Below are 20,440 nucleotides of genomic sequence, written 5' to 3'. Positions count from 1 at the left end.
TAGGCTGTAATGATGGGACTTGAACCCATAGTAGTGTTTAGTCTTAGTTAACGTCCACTCGTCAGCTTTGGGTTTCAACTAATTTTCCCTAATCTAACTGCGTCTGCCAATTCCGCCACGATTACCATATATGGCTCACCAGGTAGGACTTGAACCTACGACCTTTCGCTTAACAGGCGACTGCTCTAACCAACTGAGCTACAGGTGAATAATAAGATGGTTCAGGGTGGACTCGAACCACCGACCTAACGCCTATGAAACGCTCTCTCTACCAACTGAGATACTGAACCACAATAGAGAAAGTATAAATTTCTCTATTAAAAAGGAGAGACAGAACAAGTTTAGTTTACACGCTACTAATCGCAGGTAAATAGCGTGTAGATATCGTTCTGAATCTTTAACAACTTATATTAGTATATTAACATTTTTATTAACTATAGTCAATAAAAAATATTAAAAAGTTTGTTCTACTAATCTTTATTGTTAGAAAGTGGACCTGATAGGATTTGAACCTACGACTGTCATCTTGCAAGGATGGTGTTCTCCCAATTGAACTACAGACCCATAATGTAGAAACATATACTCGTCACAGTTTACGTCTTTTGCTATCGGGTTTTGAGGTTTTCCCTTAACCTTCGTTCATCGTGTGACCCCATGAGACACGACTTATGGCGATAGCGACCATATTTAGAGGCAGTCATCAATATAAGGATACAAGTCCTTAACAATGCAGTTTGTTATCGGGATAACCCGCCCTCGATAATTGGATGATACTTTTCGGAAGATAGGACTCGAACCTACAACCCTGCCTACCTCGTTTCCTTCATGGGTCTTTCACCAAACGGTTGGCTCCTCTACCAATTGAGATACTTCCGCATAAAAGGGTGAATGACAGGATTTGAACCTGCAAGGGATTTCTCCCACCTAATCCACAGTTAGGCGTGTCTACCAATTCCACCACAAACACCATAAATAATTGAGACTAAATGTACTCACACAGACTGCCCCACGCTATAGAAAAATATGATTCTTCTAATTTCAGGATTCGAACCCCACATCCATGGACTAAATTATTGCAAGTAGAACCAACTCTTTTAGGTAAAACCTTTTCTCTCGAATCGAACGAGCACTCACGCATTAGCCTGTGTCAATACACTTAATTTTTTTTAGGACGCTTGGATGGAATCGAACCACCGACTTATCTACACAATTGGGTGTAGCTTCTACCACTGAAGTTACAAGCGTCATGAATATCAGGATAGCAGGACTCGAACCTACATGAACCACATCCCAAATGTGGTGGGTGACCAAATTACCCTATATCCTGTTAATAAAAAGAGCTATATCGGAATCGAACCGATGTTTCCTGCTTGGAAGGCAGGGGTGATAACCGCTACACTAATAGCCCGTAATGTAAATAAATAATATTCTTTTTGATAGAAATATATTCAATAATGATTGTTCTACCAGTTTTCTATAAATTTGTTTAAGATTGCATGATTCTTTTAAATACTTCAATTTTAGTTAAGAGTAAATGCAACTCTTTTTTTCTAAAAAATCTTCTGTGCCCATTGTATTCTTTACCTTGATAAAGATATGACATCTTCATAAAGTCGTCCTCTGTTTTTTGAAGTAAATCATATAGACTATGAATATTATTCTGTTTGAGAAGGCGATTTGTACATGCTTGCAATTTGAGCTCTTCAATAGGATATTCTTTAAAAGATTCTTCAATAAAATTCATATTAAACTCCTTAAATTATATATAGAAAGAAAAGCGACTAACGGGAGTTGAATCCGTACTAACAAGTTGGCAACCTGTCGTGCTACATTAAACACTATAATCGCATATTGGAAGGGCGTATGGGATTCGAACCCACGAATAATTGATAGAAAGTCAATTGGCTTAAACCACTTGCCTAACGCCCCATAATAGATGTACTCACACAGACTGCTCCTTAAGCGTAAAAGGTAATTGCGTATATTACCTTTCCAGGAATCGAACCTGTAGTCTATGGGATGCGATAATGGTAACCATTTATAGAGAATTCTCGCCAGAATTCTTTTCGACTCGAACGAACATTATGCAGAGCCTGTGTCAATACACCTAATTTAATTAATGATACGGATAGTAGGAGTCGAACCTACACGCCACGCATGGCAACTGCTCCTAAGGCAATCGTGTCTACCAGTTCCACCATACCCGCATGTTTAACCCGATATTTAAGCCGTATATCGGAAACGCAATTCTCTAAATCAATGTTTAAAATGTACATTGAGAAACATTGAAGTGCGGATAGCAGGACTTGAACCTGCACGTCACAAGGACATCGGATTTTAAGTCCGATATGTCTGCCAATTCCATCATATCCACATGATAATTTGGTTCGCCCGATAGGATTTGAACCTATGACCTCTCGATTAAAAGTCGATTGCTCTACCAACTGAGCTACGAGCGAATAATAGTGATAATATTATGTTCGGAATAAACCCACTCACCGAACTATGTCTGCTCCTCGTCATATATATCCATACAGACTTTCCTAATCGTTTGGTTGAGCCAATCACAGCTCTTTCATGTGTGTGAAATAATACTACTGCACTCTGTCGTGCGGAGGCGTAAAGCCTAAAGTAATTAAAGAGGAGGTATGTGGAATCGAACCACATCGGTCTCAAATGCACCTTATAGATGCAATCAGGAATCAAACCTGAATCCGTGCTTCGTCAAGCGTAGCCCCATGCTACCTCCATAATATTGGCGAGGGCAATAGGAATCGAACCTATATTCCTGGTTTTGGAGACCAGTGTCCTACCTAATTAAACGATACCCCCATAACATTTATAAACTAATATATATAATAGATAACTTTATTTTATTTATAACAAATTTTTAAAAAAACTTGTCGAACCTATGATTTTTTTGTTCTATAAGCTGAATTAGTCAAAACAACTTATAGAACAATTAGGAGTTAAATAATTATGTTACAGTCATCACACTGCTGAATTTAATCCCCGCCAATTAAATTCTTATTGTAAGTTCAGGGGAATGGTATTCCTATCATTACTCCCAACTACGATACTTGTCACAACGACTAAGCATCAAGAATTCTCACAACAGTAATCCCACTTACATAGAGAATAGGACTCTCTATGCACAGCACTTGCCTAAAATATAAATATTAGTTGTACAAAAGTTACTTAATGGAGCCTACAGGTTTCGAACCTGTGACCGTTCGGTTATGAGCCGAATGCTCTACCAACTGAGCTAAGGCTCCGTGATATGAATAAAGGAGGAAGTTCCTCCTTTATAAACAAGAGAAATACAACTAATAATAGAAAATCGTTTTTTAAAAGGTATTAATTACCTTACATTTATAATAACACTTTTATTTACTATAGTCAATGAAAAATATAAGAAAAAGTGTCGGACCTATGAAATATTATATATAAAGATATTTTCTTCTAATATATAGGAAGAAAACCTATAAGGAGATGATACCTTTGTTACAAGAACTGAATGAATTATTAAATGAGAGTGTAATTCAAATAGAAGAGTGTAAAAAAATATTAAATAAAATAGAGGAAACACCTTTTTGTATTATGACAGAATTATTTAATGGAGATGAAAGTCTATTACCGTATTTATTATTACCATATGGTGAGGATGCGTTATTGTCATTTCAAAACATGTTATATGAATATCTTATTCCTGAATTAGAAAAATTTATTGCTTTAGAAAAAGTGGAGTTAAGTTATGATGCCAACATTTATCCTTCACCTATTATTATTTCAATAGATGGGATAGAAATGGGCTATATCAGTATTCAAGAACGAAAAATATATTGTATTGAAAATGAACAAGAAACAATTATTCAAATACAAATTAATGAGGCGTATTTAAAGTTAGAGCAATTAAGGGAAAGTAAAAAAGAAATAGACCTATACAAGCAGAATCCGTTAGCAATAGGTGGAGGAAATCCTTTCAAATTAGCAAAAATAGCATTACAAAAAAAGAAATACATAAAGAATTTAGATAAAGATTTGTTAAATATAGATAGTGAAGCTTTTGAAATAACAAAACAAATACAAACATTAGAAAACAAATTACAAGCTATTCAAGATGATTTCATTGAGCATGGATACTTTCTTGAACGTATTGTACGTAAGATTAAAAACAAATTTAATTACAAAGTCGAAAAAGAAGAAAACTTGTAATGTTAACAAATAAATATAATACCTTTTAACATAAACAGGGGATGGGAATATATCTCCTGTTTTTTTGTAAATGATTATTTTTTATTAAATTTATTAGAACAAAAAATTTATGTATATAGGTTTATGTTTCGGAGGGGTTTTGTGTATGTTGAAAGTCTCTAAAACAAGTGTTAATATATTGACTATAGTAAATAAAAAGAGGTGTTTGATTTGGAAAAAGAGAATCGTGAAGAAAAACAAAATTATGGATTGATTTTTTGGGAGTATTTCAAATACATGGCGGTTGCGGTAATTATCGCTATTGTTATTACTTGTTTTGTTGCTCCTGCCAAAGTTGTGGGTCATTCCATGGATAATACATTAGCAGATGGAGATTATTTGTTTGTTAATAAAACAGCCTATAAAGTAGGAGAGCCACATTACAATGACATTGTTGTGTTGAAAGCTCCAAAATTGAATGGTCGCATTTTGATTAAACGGGTAATTGGTTTGCCAGGTGATGAAATTGAAATTAAAGACAATCATGTATATCGAAATGGAAAAGAATTAAAAGAATCATATATCAAAGAAGATATGAAAAATAATGCAGATGCGAAAATAAAAGTAGCTAAAGAAAATGTATTTGTGATGGGGGATAACCGAAATAATAGTACGGATTCTCGTAGTCCTTATGTAGGAACAATTTCTATAAAAGAAGATGTAATCGGAAAAGTATTTGTTAGACTGTTACCTTTTGGGGATATTAAATCGTTCTAAACAATATAAAATTATGTTTCTCCTTTTATTTGAATATGATAAGTCATTAGAATAAAAGGGGGAATGCCTACATGAATAAATATAACGTATTTGGAATGGAATTAATTAGCTATAAAACAGAGATTTTAAAAGATTATCCAGATATCGTAAAACGTTCGTTACATGATACATTTGATAAATTGTTAGAACATAATGCAATTGATGAAGATATTCATTTTTCATTAAAAGATGATGGGTTGGATACTGATAGATTTAAGAGTTTTATTTTAACGAAAATAAAATGTATTAAATCAAATGAAGAATTATTAGTAGAATATGAAGTGATTCGAGAAAGATTAGAATCTCACATTCAAGAACTTATTCAGTCACAAGAATTAGAGACAGAAAGTTTTGTTGAAAAAGAAAATATTTCTATTATCAAGAAGTTTGTGATTGATACAGAATTTGCACAAGAGTATTTTGGTATAGAGGAAAAAGATTTGGAAAAATCAATGAAACCAAAAGGGTTTGTGGAGAAATTTGCAGTATTACGTTTACCAAAAATTTTAAAGGATTTTGTCCAAATAGATGGAGTTCAATCAGAATACTTTAACTATGAAGCAATTAATTCTTTCTTAGTGTATCGTGAAGAAGAAACAACTAACTACTGCATTGATTTATGCCTATCCATTCCTATTGATATTGCAGAAGATGAAACAAAAACGGAAGCTATTATGGAAGATGTTTCGAATGTCGTAAGTAAAGCGGAAGTGTATTTCGGTGAAAGATTAACAATTTAAGTTGATGACTCCCTTTAAAAGGGAGTTTTTTTATTGACTAAAGTAAATGAAATGATTAGTATATTACATATACAGTAAATGCGGGAGGTTGTTAAGATGCAATATGTAATTGCGGTGGGTGTTTGCTTTATCTGCTCTCTTCCTTTTGTTTTTTCAAAAAGTAAAAAGAGTCGTATGTTTAGTGTTATTCTTTTAGTCATTGGTGCTTTAAGTGCCATCGTAATAGGTACTTCTAAGTGTGAATCCTATTATAGAGACTTTAAAGTAGTAGGAAACTATTACATCACAAATTATTCTTTTGATGATAAGAGTGATTCTTATACGATTGAAGCGTTAGATGAGAACGGAAAAGAAATCAAAAAACGTGTTATCAAAAAGGTAGATGCAAACATTATGAATAATGGTGTTCAAGATACATTAGTAGAAAAAGAAATTGATAAAACTTTTGAAATTAAACTATTCAATACGTATACGATATTTACTGCTACAAAGAAAGAACCATATGTACCTGACTTAATTTTTGTGAATCAGCCTGAAATGTAAAATAGCACCTAATAAGGTGCTATTTTTATTTACCATATTCAATAAAATAATATAGTATAGACACATAAATAAAAGGTGGTGATGGTATGAAAAGCTTAATACCTATGTTCACAGCCATTGCTCTTTCTACAGGAGCAGTGGGTGATGTTTCAATTACGAACGTAAACAAAACAGAGAGTTATTATAACGAAAGAAAAGTAGTAGATATAGATTTTGATAAAGAACGAATTGAAAATAAGATAAATAAAAAAACATATGATTCTTCGAATCAAAATGAAGTGTATGTACCTGGAAGTAAAAACAAAGGAATTCAATTGAATTCTGGGAAAGTTACAATTCCGTCTTCGGATTTAAAAATAGACAAGGAAGAAACAATCACAGTATCTCTTTGGATGAAATGGGATGGAAATGATAATAATTTTATACCATTTGCTTTTGGGCAATATACACTATGGTTTCACAATGGGAACTTTGGTTTCAATACAGGTAAATATGATGTTTATGGTGTGGAGAAAGGCTTGAAAGCAGGACAAATGACACATGTGTTAGCTGAATTTCACAAGAATGATGTTATGAAAAACAAGCTATTCATTAATGGAAAAAAACAAGAACTTTCACAATTGGAAGGAAGTCCTGATAATAAAAAAGCTACATTTGATGACTCGCTTCAAATAGGTGGATGGAAATATGATAACTATCACGATATGGATGAGGGTATCATACTTGATGAATTTAATGTTTTAAAAGATTCAATACAAGACGGAGAAGAGAAAGATTTATATCTTTTATCTAAAGTTCCAGAATTGAATGTGTATCAAAATGAATTATATGCGAAATCAGAATGGGCAATTGATATTTTAGATAGTGACTTGCTGTATCAAACGGATTTTGAAACGAATGATTTTATACCGAATTTTAAATGGGGATATGATGAGTTTTATGGTGATGGAGGTCAGTCTATTACAACAGAGGATAAGTTCTCTGGCAAGCAATCTATTAGAACAGAAGATACGTTTAAAAATGGGAACTGGATTCAATGGCCGAATAGAAATAGAGAGCGTTCTATACATGTGTGGGAACGGTTCAAGTTCAAAAATGGTATTCCTTTAAGTATTACGTACTATGCGAAAAGCGTTGAAGCGAAGAAGTCACTTATCATGGCAAATGGAGATGGTGGATGGGCAGAAAGTTTTTATGACCACGATTTACCACCAGTAAAGTTAACGAAACCTATGAAGAGGGGAGATAAGGTTGCACATGTTGACAATCCAGATGCTTTCAAAGTAGCAAAGCATGGATATACACTTGACCAAGATGAATTAAAAATTGGTACGGTGATGCAAGTAGAAAGTGTAGATACAGAAAATAAGACGGTTACATTTCGTAATTCTGATGGTGTAGGTAGAGATGTAGAAGAAGGAACGCCATTTCATTTTCGTCAATGGAGAGGAGCTTGGTCGTTCCCTGCTCGTAATGTAGCGAACGAGGAAGGGTGGAAAAAAGTAAGTGTTAACACCTATGTTACTGATTATAAAGATTATGATGTAAGTAAACGTGGCGGTTCTTATTACATGGCTTCTTCGACTGATAATGTTATTTATTTAGATAATGTGAAATTCGGATATGCAACTGAAGTAGAATTATATCGTGATGGTAAAAAGGTATACAACGGCTTAATGTCTGACTTTGCAGATAGAGAAGCAATTGATAAGGTGAAACCAGATATGGTTAAGAAGATAACTTTTAATGGAAATAAAGATGATTTATCTATTTCCTTTGATAAACCTAAGGATGTAGGCACGAAATATACTTACAACATCAAAGGTTTGTCAAAAAATGGAGAAACGCCATTGTCAAAAAATAAGGAAGTTGAGATTACAGCAGGAATTAAAGGTTACAGTTATCTAATTGATAAAAATCCAACTACAATTCCATCAAATAATGTGAATTTAAAAGAAGAATCATTAAAAACTGCATTAAAAGACCAAGGACAGTATTATTTACACATTAAAGCGATAGATAATCAAGGGAATATAGGAGACACAAAACATATTCCTATTGAAATTCCTATTTTAGAAGCAAAAGCGAACCATAAAGAGAATATGGTTCAGTTAAATTGGAGTGGTGGGAACGTAGAACCATACACTTATAAAGTATTTAAGAAAAAAGAAGGGGAAACGCAATTTCAAAGTGTCTCTGCAACGGATTATAAGAAAAAAGTAAAAGTTTTAAACTTGTATCCATATACCGCTTCTCTTATGAAAGACATACCTTTTCAAAATTGGAAAGGAGAGCAATTCACTCTTCCTCAATCAGCCTTACTTAAGCAATGGATGGAAGAACCGAATATTGAGGATGCAAAAGGATATGGGAAGGGATTAATAGATGTTGACGCAGTAGAATTAAATCAGTTTAATAAAAATCCTAATGAATACCTTAAAAAACCAGATGGTTCTTGGCGATATGATGTGGTTTATGCAGGAGCTTGGGATACAAATAGACAACAAGATTTAAGTATTCAAGGAGAGCAAGTCATAGAGGATTTTATTAATTCTGGAAGAGGGTTCTTAGCAGGGCATGATACAATTACGCAATATCACAACTTGAAAAATTTCGTGAAGTTGAGCGATTTCCTTAGAATAAAAACGTATCCGTTTAATGGAAATGTCTATGAAGCGAGAGCTTCAGCGATTCAAATGCCTTGGATTGGTAGTCAGAACATTGAGATTAAGAAAAAAGGGTTGTTAACAAATTTCCCTTGGGTGATAGGTGATATAGGCTCTAAGTTATCTGTTCCAATTTCGCATACAAATTCACAAGTATCTTTAGGGGATGTGTGGATGAATTATTCGGATTGGAAATCGCCATTTGTGGACAAGGAAGTTGGAGTGGGACCAGAGGTTTCAGACTCCGAAACGGGATTAGGAACGAATAATTTCTATCTGACCACATGGAGTAATACAGCAATGATTCAAACTGGTCATTCTAATGGAAAAGCAACACCAGACGAACAAAAGGTATTAGCGAATACATTGTTCTATTTAGCTCAATTGACTTCAGATACACACTTAGATGATAGAAGTGGTCAAGATATAGATGCACCCACAAAATCTGATATTAATAAGGTTACAGTGAATGAAGATAATTCAGTCAATATAAACTTCAAGGAGGCTGTTGATAAAGGGACAGCTTACGAATATTATGTAGAATCTAAAGGTGGAGATACACAAAGTGTTGTAAAATCCAATGATGCAAAAGCAGAGGTTAAAACAGGATTGAAAGGGTATTCCATTGTGATAGATGAAAAAGCGAATACAATACCTGATGAAAAAATAGAAACGACAAACACTTCTTATCAAATGGCTGTTCCGAATAAAAAAGATTTTTATATTCATGTAGCAAGCGTGGATAATGCAGGTAATATCTCGGAAGTATCTCACTATCACTATCAAGATAAATTTTCTCCTGAATTAACAATTACTGCAAGTACGAAGGATTGGACGAACAAAGCAATAACATTACATGTAGTTGCTACAGATAAAGATAGTAAGGTGAAGAAAATAGGATTACCAAATGGACAATGGATAAATGGAAGTAAGGCTGAATTCATTGTAAATGAAAATGGTATCTATTACTTTAAAGCGGTGGATGAAGGTGGTAATGAAACGATTCAATATATTATCCTTTCGAACATTGATAAAAAGAATCCAACTGTACAAATAAATGCTCCAGATAACTGGGTAAATACAGATGTAAAAGTTGAGATAATAGGAAATGATGAGTAGCACCTTTCAAGGTGCTATTTTTCGTTGACTTTAGTCGATGTTTTTAGTCTATAATAGGTATAATGTTTTTTAGGGAGGCGAGTATATGAAAAAAAGTATTGCAGTATTATCAACCGTAGCAATGATGACAGGAATGATAGCGTCAACTCAATATGCCCATGCTTCCAGTTATGGAAGTGTAGATTCATATAATCAAAGAAAAGTATTTGAAATGAATTTTGATAATGAAAAAACGATAGATTCAGTCAGTGGTAACGAGTATAAAACAACATCAAATAAAGAAACGTTCGTCCCAGGTAGTAAGAATAAGGGGTTACAAATAAATGGGGATGATATAAAAGTTCCGATTAAAGATTTGTCTATAGAGCAAGACGATACGATTACCCTTTCGTTTTGGTTTAAATGGGATGGAGATTTAAAAGGGAATTCAAATCGAGATGGAATCATTCCGATTGGTTTTGGTAAATATAGCCTTTGGTTAAATAATGGTGATTTTGGATTTAATACAGGAAATGATGATATATATGGTGTGAAAGACAAGATAAAAGTAAATCAATTTTCGCATGTCATTGCTGTGTTTCATAAAAACGATGTTGAAAAGAACGAATTGTATATAAATGGGGAAAAACAGGATATTAAGCAGATAAGAGGGACGGTCAATAATAAGAATGCAATATTTAATACGAATTACTTTCAAATAAGTGGTTGGAATGGACAAGAGATTCATAAGGTCACAGGGAATTCTGTAATAGATGAAGTGAACTTATACAAAGGAAGTACAGATGCGAAGCAAGCAAAAGAAATGTTTCTACTTTCGCGGGTGCCTGATTTATCAGTAAGACAGAATAATTTACATGCACGAGTGGATTGGGCAACTGAAATTTTAGACACAGACTTATTTTATAAAACGTCTTTTGAAAATGGAGAAGAAAAACCTACGTTTCCTCCAAGGTCAAATACACCTGATGGCTCACAGAGTTTTACGAATGAAGAATCGTATGATGGAGAAACTTCTGTGAAAATTGGGTCAACAGTAAATGGTAAGGGGAATAATTGGTTTAATGGAAGTGAGGATAAGTCACAACACAAGTCTGAAACGAGCTATATGAATTTTAGTAGAAGACAAACCGCTACAAATGGCTCTCACTTTAGTATGAGTGTAAAAGTGAAACCAAAAGGACATTCCACTATTACTTCAACTGCTATTGGGGGACCTATCAATAAAACTTTTACTTTAGCTTCTATATATGGGTATAGCAAACCGCTTACTTTATTAGAGGATGCAAAAGCGGGTAGTAAACGTTTAAAGGTAGATAATTTAGAGCAATTCCCTATAGATATTGTGAATAATCGAATGAGAAATTATTATTATGCCAATAAAATTATTCCTGAAGCTAATCCAGATAGGTTTTATGATTACGGATATATTACTCACATTGATTTAGAAACAAAAACAATGGAGTTAAGTCTTCCTATTGCAGAAGATTTTCCTAAAGGAGCAGATGTGCCAGGGCATACACATTTTAACCCTGCATATTTTCCTACAAAAGAACTTTTTAACTCTGATACATGGAAAACGATTAATCTAAATACAACGGTTGATAACAAGGATTATTATGACACTGCAAAAAGAGGGTTTACTTATTTTATTACTTCATGGGTTCTGGATGAAATGTATATAGATGATGTTCGGATGGGGTATGCAACAGAAGTTGAATTATATCGTGATGGCAATAAAATATATAAAGGGTATAATTCTGAATTTGAAGATAAGGATGCAACAGACAAAGAAAACCCAGACATGGTTAGGAAGATAACTTTGAAAGGTGATAGAAATGATTTATCTATCAATTTCGATAAACCTAAAGATTTAGGTACAAAATATGTTTACAGCATAAAAGGGTTATCTAAAACAGGTGAAACACCACTTTCTAAAGAGAAAGAAGTAACTGTTACGTCAGGTATAAAAGGATATAGTTATGTCATTGATAAAAATAAGAATACAATTCCTTCAAATAAAATAAATTTAACAACAGAAGCATTAAAAACATCATTAAATGATAAAGGACAACATTATTTACATTTAAAGGCGATAGATGGTCAAGGGAATGCAAGTGAAGTAAAACATATGCCGATTGAAATTCCTGAGTTAGTAACAGAAGCAAATAACGAAGGAAATTTTATACATCTGGAGTGGACAAAGGGTAGTGTTGAGCCATATACCTATAAAGTATTTAAAAAGCAAGAGGGTAGTAAAGAATTTCAAACTACATCAACCAGTAGCTATAAAGATGGAATACGTGTATTAGAAATTTATCCTGAAACGAGAAGTCAGGACCCTACAAACAAGGACTATATTCCTATGATTGACTTCTCCAATTGGAAAGGTGAGACGTTTAAGCTTCCTAAATCTGCATCGCTTAAAAAGTGGATGGAAGAATCCAATCAGGAACATAAAAATGGTTATGGAAAAGGATTAATAAATGTAGATGCTGTTTCTATCACTGAATTCAATAAAGACCCATCTATGATACATAAATATGATGAGCTTGTGTTTGGCTTGTGGAACAACAATAACTGGCAAGATATTTCAAATGATTCTGTATCGGAAGTGAATACATTTGTCGCTTCAGGAAAGGGTCTTCTTTTTGGTCATGATACCATTCATAATTTACGACCTAATTTTATTAAAATTGGTGAGGGTAATGGTATAGAGTATGTAAATGAAGATGTGTCCATTTACAATGGGAATAATGATAAAAAGCAATTCGTAACAGGTAATTCTACTGTAGAAATTAATAAAAAAGGATTATTAACAAATTATCCTTGGGCAATTGGAGATATTGGAACAAAATTAAAAATTCCTTTTGCACACACCTATAAACAAAAAACAGCAGGAGATATATGGCTACGATTTAATTATGAGAACATAGGTATGGATGACCCATTAAACTTCTATTTAACAACTCGTAATAACATAGCGATGATACAAACAGGTCATTCGAATGGAGAGGCTACACCTGATGAGCAGAAGATATTATCAAACACACTGTTCTATTTGGCTCAGTTGACTTCTGCAACAGAGTTAGATGATAGGAGTAGCCAAGATGTTACATCGCCTACAATTCCATCTATAACGTCTATGAATTTAGGTTCAGATGGAAATGTGTCTATTGACTATAAAAGTGCAGTAGATAAAGGGACGGATTATGAATATTATGTAGAAGCAACTGGTGGAAATAGTAACAGTAAATTAAAGTCTAATATTTCTAAAGCAACTATAACTTCTGGATTGAAAGGATATTCAATTGTAGTTGATGAAAAGTCAGATACAGTTCCTGATGCTGATATTGAAACAAAAGGCACATCTTATACCGTTTCGCCTCCTAATACAAAAGACTTTTATGTTCATGTAGCAAGTGTGGATAAGGTAGGGAATGTTTCAGCAGTTTCTCACTATCATTACGAGGATAAACGGGCTCCTGTATTAATGATTGAACCGAATGTAAAAGAATGGACTAATAAGGAAATTGTATTACACGTTACAGTTACGGATAAAGATAGTAGAGTGATGAAACTACAGATGCCGAATGGCGATTGGATACATGGCAATGAATCAACTTACATTGTGGAAGAAAATGGAATTTATTATTTTAAAGCAGTGGACCAAGGAGGAAATGAAACAGTACAATCTGTAGTTGTATCAAATATAGATAAAAAGAATCCGAAAGCTGATATAAGTGCTCCTGAAAATTGGATGAATAGGGATGTTGAAGTGAAAATTGTAGGAACTGATGAATAACACCTTTTTAGGTGTTATTTTTATTGACTTTAGTTGATTAAATAAGTCTATAATAGTAAGGTAGAATGAGTGAAGGAGGCGATAAATATGAAAAAATACACATTTATCATATCAGCAATTACAATGCTAACGGCTATGGTAAGTTCACCTCAAGTTGTTCAAGCTTCCAGTTATGGGGATATTGAATATTACAATCAAAGAAAAATACTTGAAATGAATTTTGATAAAGAAAAGATAGAAAATACAGTGACTGGAAAAGTTTATAAAACAAATGAAGGAAAAGAGAACTTTGAACCAGGGAGTAGGAATAAGGGATTAAAACCAAATGGTGACAAAGTAGAAATTCCTTTATCAGATTTAGACATAAAAAAACAGGATGAATTAACATTCTCATTTTGGATGAAATGGGATGGGAAGAAAGATATGTTTATGCCTATTGGTTTTGAAGAATATTCATTATATTTCATAGAAGGTTCTTTTGGTTTTAATACAAACAATGATGACGTATTTGGTGTTCAAGACAAGATAAAACCAAATGAATTAACCCATGTTGTGGCAGTATTTAATAGAAGTGATGTAAATAAAAACAAACTTTATTTAAATGGAGTAAAGCAAAATTTATCTCAAGTAAGAGGGAAACAATTCTCTGAAAAAGTTGGTTGGAACAACAAGTTAGTAATTAGCGGATATAGCTACGATAATCAGTATGGATTAGATGGAGAAAGTATTTTAGATGAGATTAACATATTTAACGGTGGGACAGATGACAAGGAAATAAAAGATTTATATTTAATGTCCAGAATTCCCGAATTGAGTGTATCTCAAAATGGCTTACATGCAAGAGCGGATTGGGCAACTGAAATATTAGATAGTGATGTATTATGGACAGTTGGTTATGAAGAAAATGAATCACCAAAACCAGAATTCGTCTATGAAGGCGGTAATGGGTTGGGTGACGGTGGGCAAAGAATTGTTAATGAAAAGAAAAACGTGTATGCAGGTGCAGGTGCGTATATGACACCGAATACCTTCCCTGATAAAGGGAATTCAGTATGGTGGCCATATGCTATAACTTCAAGTTGGAACCATACTTGGTTATACAACCCTATAGCCTTGCCGAATGGAAAGCCTGTTTCTGCTTCTGTAAAAGTAAAAACGGACAATGAAGGGACGGTTTCTCTTTTTACAGATTGGACATATAGAAATTCTTTTACATATAAGAACATTTATTTTGCAGAAGATGTACTACCTGGAACAAAGACATTTAAACTGAATACAGTTTCAGGAATTGGATTGGGCACCCGTATTACGTCAGATACAGACCCGTATGACCAAAAAGAGAACTTAAGTGTAAGAGAGATTGATAAAGATACAAATACGGTAACATTAAATGCACCTATTAAAGGTAGTTTTAAAAAAGGTGAAAAATGGAAAGAAAGAAATATTGGAGAACCCATTAGATTTGCAACAAAAACAGTAAAGCATAGTGAAGGTTGGCAAATTATTAATATGAATAGCAATGTAACAGATTATCCAGATATAGATTGGTCAAAAAATCCAAGACAATTGAGGCAACAAATAGAATCTAAAAATGGAAATACTTACGTGGATGATATCAAGGTAGGTTATGCTACAAAAGTTCAGTTGCAAAGAGATGGTTCGAAGATATATGAAGGATATGGTTCCGAGTTTGAGGATATGAATGCGATTGATAAAGAAAAACCGAACAAAGTTATGAAGGCAACCGTAGTGAAAGAAGACAAAAACTTAAATGTAAAATTCGATAAGCCTAAAGATAAAGGTACGAATTACAAATACAAGATAAAAGGTATATCTGAAAATGGAGAAACACCTTTTTCAACAGAAAAATCAGTAGAAGTAATGTCGGGGATAAAAGGCTATAGTTATGTATTAGATAAAAATCCAAAAACTGAACCAGGAAATACAATAAACATAACGGATGAAAATATTTCATTTAGAAATATCAAAGACGAAAAACAATTTCTACATATAAAGGCTATAGATAATCAAGGGAATGTAAGTGAAACAGCTCATATTCCGATTGAAATCCCAATATTAGAAGCAAAAGCGAATCATAAAGAGAATATGGTTCAATTAACTTGGGAAGGTGGAAAATCGGAGCCATATACGTATAAAGTATTTAAGAAAAAAGATGGAGAAAAAGAATTTCAAAGTGTTTCTGCTACTGATTATAAAAAGAAAGTAAAAGTATTAAACATCTACCCTACTAAATGGAAAGATACAACACTTTCTACAATTGATTTTATAGATAGAGATGGCAAACGAAACGTAATGCCTGTATCAGCCAGTTTAAAGAAATGGATGGAAGAATCTAATTCCGAAAATAGCAAAGGTTATGGGATGGGAGTTATTGAAGTAGATGCAGTAACGCAAGAAGAATTCAATTCATCACCCAATTCCTACATATATGATGAAAAAGGAAAAGATAAATATGATGTAATGATGATAGGTACATATGATGCAAACGGATGGAGCCCTTTGGGAAAAGAAAGTATACAGGCAATAAAGGATTTTGAGCGGAGAGGAAAAGGGGTACTCGCAGGTCATGATGTAATGACAAAAATTTCATCCTCAGTTGATTTCTTTGATGCGGTCAAAGATGATTTCAATGTATCAGACCCTACAAAATTCAGAGGGATTGGTAGTGAAAAAATAGCAATTACAAAAAAGGGCTTGTTATTAGAGTATCCATGGAAAATAGGTAATGTAGGAACTGAATTAAAAATTCCAATGGCCCATACAATGAATATTCATTTTAATGGTGATACATGGATGAAATTCGTGGGAAACAGTTGGGGTAATCCTATTACGGGAAGTGCAGTTGATGATTCCTTAAATAGTAATACAAATGCTTATTTACACACATGGAATAACACAGCTATTATTCAAACTGGTCATTCTAATGGGCAAGCAACACCTGATGAACAAAAGGTGTTAGCGAATACGCTGTTCTATTTAGCTCAATTAACGTCCGATACGCATTTAGATGATAGAAGTGGTCAAGATGTGGATGCCCCTTCGAAGCCTGATATTAACAAAGTGACGCTGAATTTAGATGATACGGCAACAATCAATTTTAAAGAATCTGTTGATAAGGGAACTACTTATGAATATTATGTAGAAGCTAAAGGTAGTGATACGAAAAGTCAATTAACATCTAATGTTGTAAAAACGGAAGTAAAAACAGGGTTAAGAGGATATTCCATTGTTATTGATGAAAAACCAAATACCATACCCGATGAAAAAATAGAAACGACAAGCACTTCTTATCAACTCGATGTTCCAAACAAAAAAGAGTTTTATATTCATGTATCGAGTGTTGATAATGCAGGTAATATTTCAGAAGTAGCTCATTATCACTATGAGGATAAATTCTCACCTGAGATAAGCATTACACCAAGTACGAAAGAGTGGACCAATAAAGAAATGACCTTACAAGTGATTGCCACTGATAAAGATAGTCGTGTAATCAAAATTTGTTTACCAAACGGAGATTGGATTAATAATGATAAGGCAACCTTCATTGTAAAAGAAAATGGGATTTATTACTTTAAAGCAGTAGATGAAGGTGGGAATGAAACTGTACAGTCCATCATTGTTTCTAACATTGATAATGAAAACCCATCGGTAGATATAGAAGCTCCATCTACTTGGCAGAATAAAGATATTCAGGTAAAGATAATAGGGAAAGATTAAGAGGAGGGGTACTAACCCCCCTCTTTTTATTTTGACTATAGTTGGTAAAAATTTATATAATAAGTAAAGAAATAGAAACGGGGGTGATGATGTTGTTTAAAAAAAACATAGCACTTTTATCAATAGGGGCATTATTATCTTGTTTAGCTCCTGTGCATATACATGCTGAAGAAAATCCAAGTCCTAAAAAGAATTTCATAATCGAACAGTCTGCATCAGGTAGAAAATTATATGGGAGTTCATATTGGACGAGTTCAAATATAAGAGAATGGCTAAATAGTGATGCTAAGAATGTTCAATTTACAAATCAGCCACCAACATCAGCGAAAATGAAAAATTTCTCTTACGATAAAGAATCGGGGTTTCTACATAGTTTTTCAAAAGAAGAATATGACGCAATTGCTATTACAAAGCATAGAGTCAATGTTACAGGTTTTGATAAAAAGTCAGGTGTTCATGATGGAGGGGATTTAAAACTCCCACTACTTAGGTACTACAATCCATCTATTACATTTAGCCAAAGTGGGTTAGTCTTGAATCGTGACAAGTATTATTATAAGTATGAAAATGACAAAGTGTTCCTGCTCAATGTATATGAGGTCTATAATTATTTGCAAAAAAGAGGTACACCTTTGCAAAAAAACATTTCAAATGAGGCGAAACAAAAACGAAATTACTACGAAGATTCTATTGAATGGTATACATCAAGTGGAGGAGAAGATGTAGGAAGCGAAGCTCTCATAACGATTGATGGAATAACAGACGCAAGTGTCAGAAGAAGAAATGCAAACAATTCAAAAGGTATTGTACCTGCCATTCACTTAAAGCCAGAATACAAGTTAAAGAATGGGACGATGGCAAAAGATTTAAAAATAGGTGATGTATTAAATTTCGGTATATACAATAATGTACCTATTAAATGGAAAGTTATCAATAAAACCGAAGATGGATATCCATTGCTTTTATCTGAAGAAATATTAGATATCAAACCATTTGATACGCAAGGTGACGAATCGTATGCTTATTCTGATACTGTAAACTTTAATAAAGAAGACGTAAGTGTTATAGATGAAACGTACACTCCTAACGAAGATCAAAAAGATGTTCAACCACCAATCATCGAATTATTAAATAAAGAATTAATCAATCAGACCCAAAAGGGTGAATTTACATTAGATTTTAAAGTGACTGATAACGAATCAGGATTGGATTATATCCAATTACCAAATGGAAATAAAGTAAAGTCTTCATCGTTTAAATATATTGTTTCGGAGAACACGGAATATCTATTTATCGCAAAAGATAAAGCAGGAAATCACAGATATTATACAGTCCCTGTAGGAAACATCAATACACCTTCAAAGGTTCTGGTGAAGTCTTCAGGAAACGCAAATGGATGGACAAATAAAGATGTAAAAGTAGACATTAGTGCTTCTAACCAAGTTGGTTTACATACAAGCTATACACAAGACTATAGAAGTAAGTACCATCCGATTTGGGAAACTTATACAACCTACAAAGGGAAAAGAATAAAAGTATCGGGTTCTGTAGAATTACTAAATGCTACAGAATCCGTTGATAAGATAAATGCTCAGATAGGATATGCATATGCTTCAAATAAAGAATATGATTCAGAATATAGCTTGGTAAAAACATGGGTAATTCCCAAAATAATTCCGCTAAAGACACTGAAGGAACAAGGACAACAAACATTTGAATTTATCTCTACTGTACCAAATGATTATCACTCAAATTTCGAGCCATATACAGGTATGAATATTGATGTGTATAAAAAGGATTATAAAATAAAATGGACAGATTTAAAGTTCGAGTTATTGGATGATGATGACTTTAAAATAAATAAGATAGAGTTACCAAACGGAAAGGATATACTGGATTCTGTTTACACGGATACCTTATCTAAAGAAGGTGTTTATACGTATAAAGTACATGATAATCGTGGGATGGTAACAGAGAAGTCTATAGAGGTAAAGATTGATAAAACATCTCCTACCATAGACTTTGAGCAATCTCAAACGGAATGGACCAATACAGATATAAACATAAAAGTAAAAACTTCTGATGCTCAAAGTGGTATAGATTACACCATTCTCCCTAATGAGAGCAAGGTAGAGAAAGATATCTTTAATTTTAAAGTATATGAAAATGGAAGCTATACATTTGAAGTACATGACAAAGCAGGGAATGTAACGAAAAAAGTTTTAGATATTAAGAATATAGATAAAGAAGCCCCTACTTTTTCGACTCAGGAGAATTATATTTATGAGAACGGTAAATATGACAAGACTCGTAGAGTAATAACGGTTATAGGAAAAGATAATGATAGTGGTATGGATTCTATTCAATTGCCAAGTGGTGAGTGGGTGAAAGGAGATAATGCGACATTTACTGTATCTGAAAACGGAAGATATCCTTTTAAATTAAAGGATAAAGCAGGGAATATAAATAGCACATCAACCAATGTTACGAATATAGAAAAGGACTCTATTTCTGGTATTCAAAAAACAGAATATAAGTTAGATGGTGCAGAAACTAAAGAGTGGACCAATTACAGTGAGCCGTTTTTCGTAAGAAAAGAAGGTCTTACAACCATTACGTCCAGAACATATGACAAGGCAGGTAATGTTTCAAAAGAATCAACAAGAATGGTTAAATTGGATAAAACAAAGCCAGTTAACAACCAAATTTTAATAGAGTTGAAATAAAAGAGCTGATTTTAAGGCTCTTTTCTTGTGTATAATTTCATATACCGTATTTGGATTACTTGTCAACATATAAGGATTCATAGAGGTTTGGAATAA

The 20,440-nt window shown here is 33.3% G+C and carries 9 protein-coding genes and 14 tRNA genes; 8 read left to right on the top strand and 15 right to left on the bottom strand.

Annotated features, from left to right (window positions below):
- Positions 1-131: 131 nt before the first annotated feature.
- From CQ064_RS09915 to CQ064_RS09855, 15 genes are all read right to left on the bottom strand, one after another.
- Positions 132-208: transfer RNA gene (locus CQ064_RS09915), tRNA-Asn, on the bottom strand.
- 9 nt (positions 209-217) lie between these two features.
- A tRNA-Met gene (locus tag CQ064_RS09910) sits at positions 218-290 on the bottom strand.
- Positions 291-491: 201 nt separating this feature from the next.
- Positions 492-564: transfer RNA gene (locus CQ064_RS09905), tRNA-Ala, on the bottom strand.
- 212 nt (positions 565-776) lie between these two features.
- A tRNA-OTHER gene (locus CQ064_RS33540) sits at positions 777-875 on the bottom strand.
- A 7-nt stretch (positions 876-882) separates the two neighbouring features.
- Positions 883-968, bottom strand: a tRNA-His gene (locus tag CQ064_RS09900).
- 202 nt (positions 969-1,170) lie between these two features.
- A tRNA-Trp gene (locus CQ064_RS33535) sits at positions 1,171-1,245 on the bottom strand.
- Positions 1,246-1,253: 8 nt separating this feature from the next.
- A tRNA-Pro gene (locus tag CQ064_RS09895) sits at positions 1,254-1,327 on the bottom strand.
- Positions 1,328-1,336: 9 nt separating this feature from the next.
- Positions 1,337-1,408, bottom strand: a tRNA-Gly gene (locus CQ064_RS09890).
- A 78-nt stretch (positions 1,409-1,486) separates the two neighbouring features.
- Positions 1,487-1,744, bottom strand: coding sequence for a hypothetical protein (locus CQ064_RS09885; protein ID WP_001009224.1), 258 nt, complete (start codon positions 1,742-1,744; stop codon positions 1,487-1,489).
- 108 nt (positions 1,745-1,852) lie between these two features.
- A tRNA-Glu gene (locus CQ064_RS09880) sits at positions 1,853-1,929 on the bottom strand.
- A gap of 194 nt (positions 1,930-2,123) precedes the next feature.
- Positions 2,124-2,207, bottom strand: a tRNA-Leu gene (locus CQ064_RS09875).
- A gap of 84 nt (positions 2,208-2,291) precedes the next feature.
- Positions 2,292-2,374, bottom strand: a tRNA-Leu gene (locus CQ064_RS09870).
- Positions 2,375-2,383: 9 nt separating this feature from the next.
- A tRNA-Lys gene (locus CQ064_RS09865) sits at positions 2,384-2,459 on the bottom strand.
- Between the two features lie 297 nt (positions 2,460-2,756).
- Positions 2,757-2,832, bottom strand: a tRNA-Trp gene (locus CQ064_RS09860).
- A 370-nt stretch (positions 2,833-3,202) separates the two neighbouring features.
- Positions 3,203-3,275 (bottom strand) — tRNA-Ile (locus tag CQ064_RS09855).
- 217 nt (positions 3,276-3,492) lie between these two features.
- Here CQ064_RS09855 and CQ064_RS09850 point away from each other — a divergent pair.
- From CQ064_RS09850 to CQ064_RS09815, 8 genes are all read left to right on the top strand, one after another.
- A complete protein-coding gene (locus CQ064_RS09850; RefSeq protein ID WP_003273265.1) occupies positions 3,493-4,215 on the top strand; it encodes a hypothetical protein in 723 nt (240 codons plus the stop codon).
- Positions 4,216-4,416: 201 nt separating this feature from the next.
- Positions 4,417-4,971 carry a signal peptidase I gene (gene lepB, locus CQ064_RS09845; protein WP_003273264.1) on the top strand — a complete coding sequence of 185 codons (555 nt, stop codon included), beginning with the start codon at positions 4,417-4,419 and terminating at the stop codon, positions 4,969-4,971.
- A gap of 71 nt (positions 4,972-5,042) precedes the next feature.
- Positions 5,043-5,750, top strand: coding sequence for a hypothetical protein (locus CQ064_RS09840; RefSeq protein WP_001046276.1), 708 nt, complete (start codon positions 5,043-5,045; stop codon positions 5,748-5,750).
- A 96-nt stretch (positions 5,751-5,846) separates the two neighbouring features.
- Positions 5,847-6,293: a hypothetical protein gene (locus CQ064_RS09835; RefSeq protein ID WP_001200465.1), complete on the top strand. Its 447-nt coding sequence runs from the start codon at positions 5,847-5,849 to the stop codon at positions 6,291-6,293.
- Positions 6,294-6,379: 86 nt separating this feature from the next.
- Positions 6,380-10,078, top strand: a complete 3,699-nt coding sequence (locus CQ064_RS09830; RefSeq protein WP_000838532.1) for a LamG domain-containing protein — start codon at positions 6,380-6,382, stop codon at positions 10,076-10,078.
- Between the two features lie 85 nt (positions 10,079-10,163).
- On the top strand, positions 10,164-13,880 hold the full coding sequence (locus CQ064_RS09825; RefSeq protein WP_000748152.1) for a hypothetical protein: 3,717 nt from the start codon (positions 10,164-10,166) through the stop codon (positions 13,878-13,880).
- An 87-nt stretch (positions 13,881-13,967) separates the two neighbouring features.
- Positions 13,968-17,618 (top strand): hypothetical protein, encoded by a 3,651-nt coding sequence (locus CQ064_RS09820; RefSeq protein ID WP_000760947.1) that lies wholly within the window; start codon positions 13,968-13,970, stop codon positions 17,616-17,618.
- Between the two features lie 89 nt (positions 17,619-17,707).
- Positions 17,708-20,344: an OmpL47-type beta-barrel domain-containing protein gene (locus CQ064_RS09815; protein WP_003320086.1), complete on the top strand. Its 2,637-nt coding sequence runs from the start codon at positions 17,708-17,710 to the stop codon at positions 20,342-20,344.
- The last annotated feature ends 96 nt before the right edge of the window (positions 20,345-20,440 follow it).

This window comes from Bacillus sp. MYb78, assembly GCF_002975115.1.
Lineage (GTDB): Bacteria > Bacillota > Bacilli > Bacillales > Bacillaceae_G > Bacillus_A > Bacillus_A cereus.
This window is presented reverse-complemented; position numbering and strand designations above follow the sequence as displayed.